A 13,891-nucleotide genomic window follows, 5' to 3' on the forward strand; every position below is an offset into this window, starting at 1 on the left:
GGCCATTTTCTTCCTGATTCTGATCGCCGTTTCCACCGCTGTTTTCTGGGTCAGCCACCAATAATGAGTGCGCGAAGCGGGCCGGCGAGAGTCGGCCCGCTTCGTCGCGTCCGATTGCCCTGCAAGAAGTGGTTATACTTCGCCGCTGCTTTTTCAGGGTGCTCGAATGAAAGGTCGCTACTCCTCCCTTCTCTTTGGCCTCTGCCTGGTGTTCAGCCAGTCGCTGAGTGCCGCTTCCGTGGTGTTTCTCAATCCTGGGCGGACCGACGAACCCTTCTGGGTCAGCTATGTGCAGTTCATGCAGGCCGCTGCCCGCGATCTGGACATGGATCTCGAGGTCCGTTACGCCGAGCGCGATCTGAACCGGATGCTCGACCAGGCTCGCGAAGTGCTGCAGGGCGAGAACCGGCCTGATTACCTCCTGTTCGTCAACGAACAATACGCGGGGCCGGAAATCCTGCGCCTGGCTCGCGGTAGCGGGGTCAAGCTGTTCTCGGTGAACAGCAATCTCACCCCCGACCAGCAGACGCTCACCGGCGGCACCCGGGAGCGCTATCCCGACTGGATCGGCAGCATGGTCGCGAACGATGAGGAAGCCGGCTACCTGATGGCGCGCACGCTGCTGGATCTGCAGGCGCAGCGCGCACCCGGTCAGCCTTTCGATGTGCTGGCATTTTCCGGTGTGAAGCAGACTCCCGCCGCTCAGCTACGCGAGCAAGGTCTGATGCGTGCCCTGGCTGAGGTCCCCAATGCCCACCTGCGGCAACTGGTCTACAGCGAATGGAATCGCGAACGTGCCTATACCCAGGCATTGCAATTGTTCCAGCGCTATCCCGAAGTGAAGGTGGTGTGGTCCGCCAATGACGAAATGGCCTTTGGCGCCATGAAGGCCGCCACTGAACTGGGGCATACGCCCGGCAAGGATGTGGTGTTCTCCGCCTTGAACAATTCCACGGAAGTCCTGCACACCTATCTCGATGGAAAGATCAGCGCGCTGGTCAGCGGCCACTTCACCCTGGGTGGCTGGGCCATGGTGCTGATCCACGACTATGACGCCGGGCTGGATTTCGCCCGGCACGGTGGCAAGGATCGGGAAGTTCGGTTGTTCATGTCGCTTGATCGGAACCGGGCGACACGCCTGCTACGGCATTTCGAGCGGCAAGGCTTCGAGCTCGATTTCCGCAAGTTCAGCCTGGTCGGCAAGAAGGGAGCCGGCGCGTATCGATTCTCCCTCGAGCCGCTGATCGACTGAGGCTCAGATTCCCGCGAAGTGAAGTATCAGGTTCACCAGCCCATACAGCACCAGCACGAATATCGCCGTGAAAAGCACGCCCAGGATGATGAAATGGCTGGGCTTGCCGCGGCTGAAGTCGCGAGCGCGATTCTTCCCGCTCTGCACGCCAAAGGCCGCAGCCAGCACGCTTTGCAGCATTTCACGGAAAGTCAGGGGTTGATCGTGGTTCTTGTCGTCCATGGAGCACCTCCTGGCCTGAGCTTAGCTCGTTGGCTCGGAATTGCCCTGGATGGTTTCAGGGCGCAGTGCGGTGCAGGCGACGCGTGTTGACCAGCTCCACGGCGCGGGCGCGCAGCTGACCGCAACCACCCTCGACATCCTGTCCGGCAGAGTTGCGGACCTTGGTAAGTACGCCGCGGCTGTGCAGGTAGCGCACGATCTGCACGATACGGTCGCCGTCCGGACGCTGGTACTCGTCCGCGTCCAGGCTGTTATAGGGGATGAGGTTCAGCACCGCGTACTTGCCCTTGAGCAGGCGCAGGATGCCGTCCATTTCGTCCTGGCTGTCGTTGATGCCCTTGAGCAACGTCCATTGGTACTGGATCGGGTAACCAATGTTGCGGGCATAGCCTTCGCCCAATTCCACCAGTTCGTCCGGGGTGATGCGCGGCGCCTTGGGCAACAGCTGCTCGCGCAGGTCGGCGCGGGTGGTATGCAACGACAGGGCAAGGGCCGGCTTGACCCGCTCGCGAGGCAGGCGCTCGAAGACGCGCATGTCGCCCACGGTGGAGAACACCAGATTCTTGTGGCCGATGCCGCCGTCTGTACCCAACAGGTCGATGGCTTCCAGCACGTTCTCCAGATTGTGGGCCGGCTCGCCCATGCCCATGAACACCACCTTCTTCACTGGCCGGAAGCGGCGGGCCAGGGCGACCTGGGCGACGATCTCGGCGCTGCCCACCTGGCGCAGCAAGCCGCTTTTACCGGTCATGCAGAACACGCAACCCACGGCGCAACCCACCTGCGTGGACACGCAGAGACCGTCGCGGGGCAGCAGCACGCTCTCCACCATCTGGCCATCGCCAAGCGTCACCAGCAGGCGGGCTGAACCGTCGGTCCCGGGGTGCTCAGAGTCCAGGCGCACCAAAGCGTCCAGCTGTTCGGCCAGCGCCGGCAGGCCGTCACGGACGCTCAGGGGCAGGAAGTTTTCAGTGTGTTGGCGGCGGGTGCCGGCATCCAGGGGCTTGCCTTGCAGCCAGGCACGCACCACCCGTCCACGGTGGACGGGGAGGGCGCCGAGGTCGGCCAGGTGCTGGTGGATATCGCTGATACGCATGGGGCGCGCATCCTACCACTGTCCCCGAAACCCTGGCAGACCCGCCAGGCCCCCAGTTTTAGGACTTCAGGGAGCCTCTACGCTGATGGCGAACGCGGAGGTCATCCGGATGACCACTTCCTGGTTGAGGTAGGACGGCTTGAGATCGATGTCGGGGCGCACTCTCACGACCTTGCGCGTGCCATCGTCGAACTCAAGGGTTGCCGTGTGCTGCGTGGTGTCGATGGCCTTGACCACCGCCGTGACTTCCACGGTATTGGCCGCCAGCATGGCCGGCTTGTCGCCTTCGGGTGCGGTTGCCAGCAGGCCCGCAGCTCCGTCCTCGTGGGGCTCATTGGGCGCACGCAGCTGGATGACGCGTTCATGGGTCACCACCGCATTGACCCGGTCGCCGACTTTCAGCTGCGGGAAATTGCGCATTTCCGGCACCGCGTTGAAGGTCTGGCGATTGCCCTTGTCGTCTTCGAGGATAAAGGTCCGTTTCTGATGATCGATGGCGGCGACGACCGCCGAGACTCGTTCCGTCTCGGTGACGACGCTACCGGGTACACCCTGGGCGTAGGCTTCACCTGTGCTGGTGGTCGCTTCCAGGCCGTCGTTCTCGGCATGGCTGCTGCAACCCGCGAGCAGGCTGATTGTCATCACGAGCGCAGGGATGTGGCGGGAATGGGGCATGTCGTGTCCACCTTGTCTATCGGGTTCCATGTGGGTTGGATGCGCGGTTGGTGGTCGTCCATCTTCATCCGGGCATCCCGCCTGGTCGGCTTATTCAGCGTAGGCGAGGCGGCGACATTTGCCTCCGTGGTATTCTGGCGCGCTGTTCGATCCAGTGATCCAGGAGCTGTAAATGAAGTTCATCCATCAACGCGAGCACCTCAACGAGGGAGACCTGGTCGTCATCCAGTGCTCGCAGACCTGCAACATTCGCCTGATGAACGATGCGAACTTCCGCAGCTTCAAGAATGGCGCCCGCCACAATTACATCGGCGGCGCGTTCGATCGCTTCCCGGCAAAGATCGTGGTCCCCAGCACCGGCTTCTGGAACGTCACCCTCGACACCGTCAGCCGTCGCGCCATCAGCGTGACGCGCAAGCCCAACTTCGAGTGGTCGATCAAGTTTGTGAGGCGTACCAAGGGCTGATCCCCAGGTATGAAAAAGCCCCGCCAATGCGGGGCTTTTTCATTGCGGCTGAAGCCGGCCTTCATTCCTTGTTTTGTGGGAGCGAACTCGTTCGCGAATCAATTCACTACCACAGTTGGCCGGATCAGTTCTCGTATCCCAGATTCGGCGACAGCCAGCGCTCGCTCACGGTCTGGTCCTGGCCCTTGCGTTTACTGTAGCTCTCGATCTGGTCGCGCTCGACTTTGCCGACGGCGAAATACTGCGCGTCCGGGTGGGCGAAGTACCAACCGCTTACGGCAGCCGCCGGGAACATTGCGTAGTGCTCGGTAAGGGTGACGCCGGAAGCGCCCTGCGGGTCGAGCAGGCGGAAGAGAGTGCCTTTCTCGGTGTGATCCGGGCAGGCCGGGTAGCCGGGAGCAGGGCGAATGCCCTTGTACTGCTCCTTGATCAGCGCCTCGTTGGTCAGTTGCTCGTCGGCCGCATAGCCCCAGTATTCCTTGCGCACGCGCTCGTGCAGCCACTCCGCGCAGGCTTCGGCCAGGCGGTCAGCCAGTGCCTTGACCATGATCGCGCTGTAGTCGTCGCCCTTGGCCTCGTACTGCTTGGCCAGTTCTTCGGCGCCGATGCCGGCAGTGGTGATGAAACCGCCCACGTAGTCGGTGATGCCGCTCTCCTTGGGTGCGACGTAGTCGGACAGGCAGAAGTTCGGCTTGCTGTCGGGCTTGATGGTCTGCTGGCGCAGGTGATGCAGTCGGGCGAGGGGCTTGCCGTGGCTGTCGTAGACCTCGATGTCGTCGTGATCCACCTGGTTGGCCGGCCAGAAGCCGAACACCGCGCGGGCCTTGATCTGCTTGCCGTCGATCAGTTGCTTGAGCATGGCCTGGGCATCGTTGAACAGCGAGGTGGCCGCTTCGCCCACGACCTCATCGGTGAGGATGCGCGGGTACTTGCCGGCCAGGTCCCAGGAGATGAAGAAGGGCGTCCAGTCGATGTACTGGGCCAGCACGGCCAGGTCGATGTCTTCCAGTACCTGTGCGCCGGTGAAGCTCGGCTTGGCGGCGCGGTAGCTGTTCCAGTCGAACTGCGGCTTGTTGGCCAGGGCGTCGGCATAGGCCAGGCGCTCGGTGCGGGAGGCACGAGCGGCAGTGCGCTCGCGGACTTCGGCATAGTCGATGCGGGTCTTCTCGACGAAGCCGGCTTTGAGTTCTTTCGACAGCAGTTGGGTGGCAACACCCACGGCGCGGGAGGCGTCGGTCACGTAGACCACCGCGTCATTGCTGTACTGCGGGTCGATCTTCACGGCTGTATGGGCTTTGGACGTGGTGGCGCCACCGATCATCAGCGGCAGGTTGAAGCCCTGGCGCTGCATTTCCTTGGCAACGTGGACCATCTCGTCCAGCGACGGAGTGATCAGGCCGGAAAGGCCGATGATGTCGCACTTCTCGGCGATGGCGGTCTGCAGGATCTTCTCCGCCGGTACCATCACGCCCAGGTCGACGATGTCGTAGCCGTTGCAACCCAGCACCACGCCGACGATGTTCTTGCCGATGTCATGCACGTCACCTTTCACGGTGGCCATGAGGATCTTGCCCTTGGCTTCGGGCTTGTCGCCTTTTTCCTCTTCGATGAAGGGGATCAGGTGCGCCACGGCCTGCTTCATCACGCGGGCGGACTTGACCACCTGGGGCAGGAACATCTTGCCCGAGCCGAACAGGTCGCCGACCACGTTCATGCCGCTCATCAGCGGGCCTTCGATCACTTCGATCGGGCGCGCGCATTGCTGGCGGCATTCTTCGGTGTCTTCGACGATGAAGGTGGTGATGCCCTTGACCAGCGCATGTTCCAGGCGCTTGTCGACGGGGTAGCTGCGCCACTCTTCGTTTTCGGCCTCCTTCACTGCGCCGCCGCCCTTGAAGTTATCGGCGATGGCCAGCAGGGCCTCGGTGGAGTCGAGGTTGCGGTTGAGCACCACGTCTTCGACTTTTTCACGCAACTCGGCCGGGATCTCGTCATAGATTTCCAGCTGGCCGGCGTTGACGATACCCATCGTCAGGCCGTTCCTGATCGCGTGGTAGAGGAATACCGAGTGGATGGCCTCGCGCACCGGGTTGTTGCCACGGAACGAGAACGACACGTTGGACACACCGCCGGACGACAGCGCGTAGGGCAGCTGGTCGCGGATGTAGGCGCAGGCTTCGATGAAGTCCACCGCGTAGTTGTTGTGCTCTTCGATGCCGGTGGCGACGGCGAAGATGTTCGGGTCGAAGATGATGTCTTCCGGCGGGAAGCCCACTTCGTTGACCAGGATGTCGTAGCTGCGCTGGCAGATTTCCTTCTTGCGCGCGGCGGTGTCGGCCTGGCCGACCTCGTCGAAGGCCATGACCACCACGGCGGCGCCGTAGCGCTTGCACAGGTTGGCGTGATGCTTGAACTGCTCGACGCCTTCCTTCATGGAAATCGAGTTGACGATGCCCTTGCCCTGAATGCACTTCAGGCCCGCCTCGATCACTTCCCACTTGGAGGAGTCGATCATGATCGGCACGCGGGAGATGTCCGGCTCGCCGGCGATGAGGTTGAGGAACTTCACCATCGCCGCCTTGGAGTCGAGCATGCCCTCGTCCATGTTGATGTCGATCACCTGGGCGCCGGCTTCCACCTGCTGCAGGGCGACTTCCAGGGCTTCGGTGTAGTTCTCTTCGCGGATCAGTCGGGCGAACTTGGCGCTACCGGTGATGTTGGTGCGCTCGCCGACGTTCACGAACAAGGAGCTGCGATCGATGGTGAACGGTTCCAGGCCCGAGAGGCGGCAGGCCTTGGGAATCTCCGGGATGACGCGCGGCGGGTACTTGGCCACGGCCTCGGCAATCGCCTTGATGTGCGCCGGGGTGGTGCCGCAGCAGCCGCCGATGATGTTGAGGAAGCCGCTCTTGGCGAACTCTTCCACCACCTCGGCCATCTGTTCCGCGGTTTCGTCGTACTCGCCGAAGGCGTTGGGCAGGCCCGCGTTGGGGTGGGCGGAAACATGGGTGCCGGCCTTGGCCGCGAGTTCGGCCAGGTAGGGGCGCAGCTCGGCGGCGCCAAGGGCGCAGTTGAGGCCGACGGAAATCGGCTTGGCATGGCTCACCGAGTTCCAGAAGGCTTCGGTGGTTTGTCCGGACAGGGTGCGGCCGGAGGCGTCGGTGATGGTGCCGGAGATCATGATCGGCAGTTCGAAGCCGATTTCCTCGAAGACGCCCTGCACGGCGAAGATCGCCGCCTTGGCATTGAGGGTGTCGAAGATGGTTTCGATCAGGATCAGGTCGGCACCACCTTCGATCAGGCCCTTGGTGGCCTCGGTGTAGTTCTCCACCAGTTCGTCGAAGGTGACGTTGCGGTAGCCGGGGTCGTTGACGTCCGGGGAGATCGAGCAGGTGCGGCTGGTCGGGCCGAGTACGCCGGCGACGAAGCGCGGGCGATCCGGGGTTTCCAGGGTCTTGGCGTCGGCGACCTTGCGGGCCAGGCGAGCGCCTTCGACGTTCAGTTCGTACACCAGCGATTCCATGCCGTAATCGGCCTGGGACACCTGGGTGGCGTTGAAAGTGTTGGTTTCCAGGATGTCGGCGCCGGCGTCCAGGTAGGCTTTTTCGATGGCGCCGATCACGTCCGGGCGGCTGAGGATCAGCAGGTCGTTGTTGCCCTTGACATCCTGCGGCCAGTCCGCGAAGCGCTCGCCGCGGTAGTCCTCTTCCTGCAGCTTGTAGCTCTGGATCATGGTCCCCATGCCGCCGTCGAGGATCAGGATGCGCTCTTTGAGCGCCTGTTGCAGGGCTTGCTGGCGGGCGATGCGGTCGGACATGGGAACTACCTGAGGGGTGGCGTGAACAAAGGCGAGGATGATAGCAAAACCTTAGTATTTTTTAGCTTGCTCGCCGTTTCCATGAATTCTGTTCATGTTGGCGGCGGGGTCGGTTCGCCGACCTGTCCCGTAAGTCAGTAGAATCCGCCCATTTGCTCCTCATGGATCGAGTCATGTCGTTGCGTACCTGTGTCACCCTGTTTGTTCTGTTCATGCTGTGGATTCGCCCGACAGTGGCTGAGGAGCTCTCCTACAGTCGCGACGTCCAGCCGATCTTCACCCAGAAGTGCGTGGCCTGCCACGCCTGCTACGACTCGCCGTGCCAGCTCAACCTGGGCAGTGCCGAAGGTGCCGCGCGGGGCGCCAGCAAGCTGCCGGTGTATGACGGCGGCCGTACCAAGGCTCAGGCGACCACCCGCTTGTACTTCGATGCTCAGGGTGCCGACGCCTGGCGGCGCAAGGGTTTCCATTCCGTGCTCGACGCCAATGGCGCCCAGGCTGCCCTGATGGCAAGGATGCTGGAGCTGGGACGCAGCAATCCGCCTGCGGCCAATGCAAAGCTGCCCGCCGAACTCGACATCAGCATCAACCGCCAGAACCAGTGCCCTTTGCCGGGAGAGTTCGACGACTACGCGCGCAAGCACGCACAGGCCGGCATGCCGTTCGCCGTCACCGGTCTCAGCGAGGCGGAATACCAGACCCTGCAACGCTGGTTGGCGCAGGGAGCCAAGGTGGAGGAGCAGGTGGTGCAGCCCAGCAGTGCAGAGGCTCGTCAGGTAGCCGAGTGGGAGGCGCTATTGAATGCGCCGGGAGCGCGGGAAGTGCTGGTCGGTCGTTGGCTGTTCGAGCACCTGTTCCTCGCGCATCTCTATTTCGAGGGCGGGGAGCCTGGCCACTTCTTCCAGCTTGTGCGCTCACGTACGCCTAGCGGCCAGCCCATCGACCCCATTGCCACACGCCGCCCCAATGAAGACCCGGGCAACACCTTCTACTACCGCCTTTGGCCCATCCAGGGCGTAATCGTGCACAAGACCCACATTACCTATCCGCTGAGCGCGAAGAAGCTGGCGCGGGTCAAGGAGCTCTTCTATTCCGGCGACTGGGTGGCGGATCAAGTGCCCGGCTACGGCGCCCAGCGTCGCGCGAATCCTTTTGAAACCTTCCAGGCCATCCCGGCACAGGCGCGCTACCAGTTCATGCTGGATAACGCCGAATATTTCGTGCGGACCTTCATTCGCGGCCCGGTCTGCCGTGGCCAGATCGCCACCGACGTGATTCGCGACAACTTCTGGGCGTTGTTCCAGGCTCCAAGCCATGACCTGTACGTCACTGATGCCAGTTATCGCGAGCAGGCAACCCCATTACTGGCGATGCCGGGTCAGTTCGATGAGATTGGCGACCTACCCGGTCTGTGGCGCGCCTACCGCAACAAGCGCAACGAGTACGAAGCGCTGCGCATGGAGGCTTACGCCGATGCGCCGGTGCCGAGCTGGTCGCATATCTGGACGGGCAACGACAACGCGCTGTTGTCCATCTTCCGCCAGTACGACAGCGCCTCGGTGCGCAAAGGGCTGATCGGCGAGATCCCGCAGACCATCTGGTGGATGGACTATCCGCTGCTCGAACGCACCTATTACCAGTTGGTGGTCAACTTCGACGTGTTCGGCAACGTTTCCCACCAGGCGCAGACACGGCTGTACTTCGACCTGATCCGCAATGGTGCCGAGGTCAATTTCCTTCGCCTGATGCCGCCCGAATCCCGCACCGCGCTGCTTGGCGACTGGTACCAGAACAGCGGCAAGGTGAAGATGTGGCTGGACTACCAGAGCATCGACAACGACACCCCCAGTGCGCTCGCCCTTCCTGAAAAGGACCCCAAGCGCGCTTTTGCCCAGGAACTGCTGACACGCTACTCCGGCCTCAATGCGCGGCCCGATCCGATCAACCGGTGCCCGGACGGGCATTGCTACAGATCGGGCATAGCGCCTGAACTGCAGGATGCGGAGCAGGTCCTCAGCAGGCTGGTGAGCCGGCCGGCCGCGGGGCTCAAGGTGATCGATCAATTGCCGGAAGCGACTCTGCTCCGGATAGAACTGAGTGACGGCCGGCGCGAGGTCTACAGCCTCCTGCGCAACCGGGCCCATAGCAATGTGGCCTTCATGCTGGGCGAGGCATTGCGCTACCAACCTGGCCTGGACACGCTGACGTTGTATCCGGGCGTGCTGTCCAGCTACCCGAACTTCATCTTCAGTCTCAAGGCGGGAGAAGCCGAAGCCTTCGTTGCTGCCCTGGAACAGGCGAAGGATGGAGCAGCGCTCGACAAGGTGGTGGAGCGCTGGGGCATCCGCCGCACTCACCCGCAGTTCTGGACCTACTTCCATGATCTGGCGGCCTACATCCGCGAAACCGAGCCCATCGAGGCCGGTGAACTGGATATGAATCGCTATCAGAACCTTTGAGACACTGGACGAGAATAATTCCTACCAAATTGGTAAGGCTTTAACCCCCGTTCCCCTTTGGCGTACACTGCGCCCATGTTTGCGAGGAGTTGCCATGAGCGCCATCACCATTACCCAAGCTGCCCAGGATTATCTGGCTGACCTGCTGGAAAAGCAGAACACCCCGGGCATCGGCATTCGTATCTTCATTACCCAGCCTGGTACCCAGTACGCCGAAACCTGCATTGCCTACTGCAAGCCGGGCGAGCAGAAGCCCGAGGACAATGCGGTTGCCCTGGCTGCTTTCACTGCCTGGATCGATGGCGTGAGCGAGCCCTTCCTGGATGACGCCGTGGTGGATTACGCCACCGACCGCATGGGCGGCCAACTGACCATCAAGGCGCCGAATGCCAAGGTGCCGATGGTCAATGAAGACAGCCCGATCACCGAGCGCATCAACTATTACCTGCAGACCGAAATCAACCCCGGTCTGGCCAGCCACGGCGGTCAGGTAAGCCTGGTGGATGTAGTTGAAGAAGGTATCGCCGTACTGAAGTTCGGCGGCGGTTGCCAAGGCTGTGGCATGGTCGACATGACGCTGAAGGATGGCGTCGAGAAGACCCTGATGGAGCGTATTCCGGAGCTGAAGGGCGTACGTGACGTCACCGATCACAGCAACAAGGAAAACGCCTACTACTGAGGTAGTGGCGATATGAAAAAGGCGACCTCCGGGTCGCCTTTTTCATGGCCGGCGTTCAGCTCAGCCCGGGCAGCCGGCAGGCTTCAGGACGCGTTGGGCAGAGGCAGGGAATTTCGCCAGTTTCGCCTTGGGGCGAATGGGTCGCCGCACCAGTTCGCCGCCGCAGTTGGGGCAGGTGCCGTGCAGGCGCTGGTCGGCGCAGTCCCGGCAGAAGGTGCATTCGAATGAGCAGATCAGCGCCTGCTCGGAGTCAGGGGGCAAGTCCTTGTTGCAGCATTCGCAGTTGGGGCGTAGTTCGAGCATGGCCAGGTCCTCAATCGGTGGTGGAGCGTCCGAAGCGTTCCGCGTATTCCTGCGGGCCCACGGACAGATGCTTATGAAAGGTGCGCCGGAGGTTTTCCGGGTGGCCGAAGCCGGTCAGGCGCGCCACGGTGGCGATGGAGGCCTGGGAGTCTTGCAGTAGGGTGCGGGCCGCTTCCAACCGAACCCGTTCCACATACTTTCCGGGCCCCACACCCAGTTCCTGGGCGAAGGTCCGCGACAGGCTGCGCGGTGCCATCTTCGCCTGGGCGGCCAGCGCTTCCAGCGACAGGTCGGCGCCCAGGTTGGCCGGAATCCATTCCAATAGAGCAGCCAGCTTGGGCGTGCGGCTGGGTTCCGGCGTGAGCAGTGCGCTGAACTGCGCCTGACCTCCGGGGCGGCGCAGGAACAGGACCAGCCGCCGGGCGATCGCCAGTGCCATCGGGCGGCCAAGGTCGGCTTCCACCAATGCCAGTGCCAGATCGATGCCGGCGGTGACTCCGGCCGAGGTGAAGAGGTGGGGGTCGCCATCCCGGCCTGTGGGGTCATAGGTGTGCAGCCGATCGCCGTGCACGTCGATTCCCTCATGGCAGCTCAGCGCTGCTACGTCCGCCCAGTGGGTGGTGGCCTGGCGGCCATCCAGCAGTCCCGCTGCGGCCAGGATCAGCGCGCCCGAACAGATTGAGCCGAAGCGCCGCACCTGGGGCTCCGCATTCCGCAGCCAATCCAGCAGTTCCCCTTCCTTGCATTGGCTTTCCATGTCCATGCCGCCGGGGACGAGCAGGGTGTCCAGGCTGGCCGGGTCCACCTCGCGCCACGCCCGATCAGCCACCAGGGCGAAGCCGGCGGAGGTCTTTACTGGTCCCGCGTCGGGCCCCAGCACGTGGATTGCGTAACAAGGCGGAAGGCCATGGCGTGCGCGCTCGTCGTTGGCTGAGGCGAACACCTGCAGCGGACCGGTCACGTCCAGGCTCATGACGTCGGCGAAGGTGAGGCAGGCGATGTGGCGGATAGCGTCCATGACCGGCTCGGCAGGAAAGATGGCTCCAGTCTGCGGCGAGCGTGTTCTGGCGACAACGACAATAAGCCCACAAATCTCGCCAAAAGGCTCAGTCGCTCGTTTGTCGGGTGTGGAGAAACTGAAGCAGGGCGACTTCTTCCGGGCTCATGCCCTTGCGTTTACGTGGTCGCTTGCAGCCGACCAGTTCGCCCGTGAGGAAGGCGTCGACTACGGCGGGATGGATGTAGCACTTGCGGCAAATGGCCGGGGTGTTGCCCAGGCGTTGGGCTACCTGTTTGACCATGTCAGTTACGTGCTGGCTGGGATTGTCCGGTTTGCTTTGGGCGACTTTGCGCAACGCTTCGAGCGCCAGGGCGCTGCCTGCCCAGGTTCGGTAGTCCTTGGCCGTGAACTCGCCGCTGGCCTGGCTGCGCAGGAAGTCGTTGACGTCATGGGAACCGACCGAGTGCCGTTGGCCCTCTTCATCGAGGTACTGGAAGAGCTGCTGCCCGGGGAGGTCCAGGCAGCGTCGCAGGATTCTTGCCAGGCGTGGGCTGGTCAGGCTCACGTCATGCTCGATGCCGCTCTTGCCCTTGAAGCTGAAGCGGATCTGGCTGCCGTTCACGTTGATGTGGCGATTGCGCAGGGTGGTCAGCCCATAGGAATTGTTCTCCCGTGCGTAGCGTCGGTTGCCGACGCGAATCAGCGTCTCATCAAGCAGGGCGACGACGGTGGCCATGACCTTGTCGCGCCCCATTCCCGTCTCGCCGAGGTGCTTGTCGATCCGGGCGCGCAGTTGGGGCAGTGCGCTGCCGAAGCTCAGTAGGCGCTCGTACTTGGCGCTGTTCCGGTTCTCGTTCCACAGGGGGTGATAGCGGTACTGCTTGCGCCCTCGCGCGTCTCGACCGGTGGCCTGGAGATGCCCGTTCGGGTCCGGACAGATCCAGACATCGCGGTAGGCGGGCGGGATGGCGAGCTGATCGATGCGGTGCACCTCGTCCGGGTCGCTAATCCGCGCGCCGTCCGGGTCGAGGTAAATGAAGCGTCCGCGCTGCCGGCGCCGTCGAATGCCGGGCATTCCGTCGTCGACATAGCGCAACTGCGCGGGCAGATCGATGGGGCAGTCCGGGTTGTTGCGCTCTGTCATGGGCGGGTCGCCGACGTCAGGCGCTTGCGGCCGATGGACTTTGACCAGGTGTCGTTGTTGCAATGCTGGCAGGACGGCTTTTCGCCCGCACGTTGCAGGCTGGTCATGCCGCAATGGTTGCAGGAGTAGAGGCCGTCGGAGGGAATCTGCGCGTGGTCACGACGCAGACAAGGCGGCAGGACAGAGAGACCGGGGCGCGTTTCGCTCTCGTCGAAATAGTAGAGGCTGACATCGCCGTTGACCTCGAGTATCCCCAGGCGGACCTGACCAAGGTGCTCGACGTTCTGTCGACGCAGCTCCATGAAAAACTCGTCACTGGCGATGTTTTTCCGTCCGAGCGCTTCGGTGTCGTAGAGCCCGTCCTTGATGATCACCACCGGCTTGCCTTCCATCCAGGCGCCAAATCGTGCGTTGCGCTCCATGGCGTAGGTGGTGAGGCGATAAAGACAGAGCAGCGTGACGAACACCGCGAGTATGGGCAGGAGCGGGACATCCTCGTAGAACGACACATCACCGGCGGCGGAGCCGAGGGTGAGGATGACCAGGACTTCGAACAGCGAAATCTGGCGGACACCGCGCCGTCCAGAGAAGCGGAGGAACGCGAAGACCACGATGAAGGCGAACAACGACCGCAGCATCACTTCGCCGAGGAATCCGAGGGGAAACTCGTGGAGCAGCATGCGTTGCCAGTCGAATGGATTCATCCAGTCCGCTCCTTGCGCGCAGCAGGGCTTTACGGGGCAGTACTGGGATAGACCGTGGATTCAGGCGACTTGCG

The 13,891-nt window shown here is 62.8% G+C and carries 12 protein-coding genes; 4 read left to right on the top strand and 8 right to left on the bottom strand.

Features of this window, described 5'->3' with window-relative positions:
• The first annotated feature begins 166 nt into the window (after positions 1 to 166).
• Positions 167 to 1,252: an ABC transporter substrate-binding protein gene (locus tag MnOB_RS20205; protein WP_077526013.1), complete on the top strand. Its 1,086-nt coding sequence runs from the start codon at positions 167 to 169 to the stop codon at positions 1,250 to 1,252.
• Positions 1,253 to 1,255: 3 nt separating this feature from the next.
• Here MnOB_RS20205 and MnOB_RS20210 read toward each other — a convergent pair whose 3' ends face one another.
• From MnOB_RS20210 to MnOB_RS20220, 3 genes are all read right to left on the bottom strand, one after another.
• Positions 1,256 to 1,474, bottom strand: coding sequence for a DUF2970 domain-containing protein (locus tag MnOB_RS20210; protein ID WP_077526014.1), 219 nt, complete (start codon positions 1,472 to 1,474; stop codon positions 1,256 to 1,258).
• Between the two features lie 55 nt (positions 1,475 to 1,529).
• Positions 1,530 to 2,570 (bottom strand): RNA methyltransferase, encoded by a 1,041-nt coding sequence (locus tag MnOB_RS20215; protein WP_077526015.1) that lies wholly within the window; start codon positions 2,568 to 2,570, stop codon positions 1,530 to 1,532.
• A 66-nt stretch (positions 2,571 to 2,636) separates the two neighbouring features.
• Positions 2,637 to 3,245, bottom strand: coding sequence for a hypothetical protein (locus tag MnOB_RS20220; RefSeq protein WP_077526016.1), 609 nt, complete (start codon positions 3,243 to 3,245; stop codon positions 2,637 to 2,639).
• 172 nt (positions 3,246 to 3,417) lie between these two features.
• On the opposite strand from MnOB_RS20220, the gene MnOB_RS20225 reads away from it, so the two are divergent.
• Complete coding sequence (locus MnOB_RS20225) at positions 3,418 to 3,711, top strand: DUF1883 domain-containing protein (RefSeq protein ID WP_077526017.1); 294 nt, start codon at positions 3,418 to 3,420, stop codon at positions 3,709 to 3,711.
• A 124-nt stretch (positions 3,712 to 3,835) separates the two neighbouring features.
• Here the strand turns inward: MnOB_RS20225 and metH are convergent, their stop codons facing one another.
• The gene (metH, locus tag MnOB_RS20230; RefSeq protein ID WP_077526018.1) at positions 3,836 to 7,528 is read right to left on the bottom strand and encodes a methionine synthase; all 3,693 of its coding nucleotides are present in this window, start codon (positions 7,526 to 7,528) and stop codon (positions 3,836 to 3,838) included.
• 212 nt (positions 7,529 to 7,740) lie between these two features.
• Between metH and MnOB_RS20235 the strand changes: the two genes are divergently transcribed.
• Together MnOB_RS20235 and nfuA are read left to right on the top strand one after the other, a co-directional pair.
• Positions 7,741 to 9,987: a fatty acid cis/trans isomerase gene (locus MnOB_RS20235; protein WP_234358305.1), complete on the top strand. Its 2,247-nt coding sequence runs from the start codon at positions 7,741 to 7,743 to the stop codon at positions 9,985 to 9,987.
• Between the two features lie 94 nt (positions 9,988 to 10,081).
• Positions 10,082 to 10,666 carry a Fe-S biogenesis protein NfuA gene (gene nfuA / locus MnOB_RS20240; RefSeq protein WP_077526020.1) on the top strand — a complete coding sequence of 195 codons (585 nt, stop codon included), beginning with the start codon at positions 10,082 to 10,084 and terminating at the stop codon, positions 10,664 to 10,666.
• A gap of 60 nt (positions 10,667 to 10,726) precedes the next feature.
• On the opposite strand, the gene MnOB_RS20245 is transcribed toward nfuA, so the two are convergent.
• The 4 genes from MnOB_RS20245 to MnOB_RS20260 form a co-directional block, all read right to left on the bottom strand.
• Positions 10,727 to 10,969, bottom strand: a complete 243-nt coding sequence (locus MnOB_RS20245; protein ID WP_077526021.1) for a DUF1272 domain-containing protein — start codon at positions 10,967 to 10,969, stop codon at positions 10,727 to 10,729.
• A gap of 10 nt (positions 10,970 to 10,979) precedes the next feature.
• Positions 10,980 to 11,987: a GlxA family transcriptional regulator gene (locus MnOB_RS20250; RefSeq protein ID WP_077526022.1), complete on the bottom strand. Its 1,008-nt coding sequence runs from the start codon at positions 11,985 to 11,987 to the stop codon at positions 10,980 to 10,982.
• An 88-nt stretch (positions 11,988 to 12,075) separates the two neighbouring features.
• Positions 12,076 to 13,113, bottom strand: a complete 1,038-nt coding sequence (locus tag MnOB_RS20255; RefSeq protein WP_077526023.1) for a DNA topoisomerase IB — start codon at positions 13,111 to 13,113, stop codon at positions 12,076 to 12,078.
• The gene (locus tag MnOB_RS20260) at positions 13,110 to 13,817 is read right to left on the bottom strand and encodes a DUF421 domain-containing protein (protein ID WP_077526024.1); all 708 of its coding nucleotides are present in this window, start codon (positions 13,815 to 13,817) and stop codon (positions 13,110 to 13,112) included. The genes MnOB_RS20255 and MnOB_RS20260 overlap by 4 nt, the downstream gene beginning before the upstream one ends.
• Positions 13,818 to 13,891: the final 74 nt, after the last annotated feature.

Origin of the sequence: Metapseudomonas resinovorans, from assembly GCF_002003485.1 — a bacterium.
In the GTDB taxonomy this organism is placed as follows: Bacteria; Pseudomonadota; Gammaproteobacteria; order Pseudomonadales; family Pseudomonadaceae; genus Metapseudomonas; species Metapseudomonas resinovorans_D.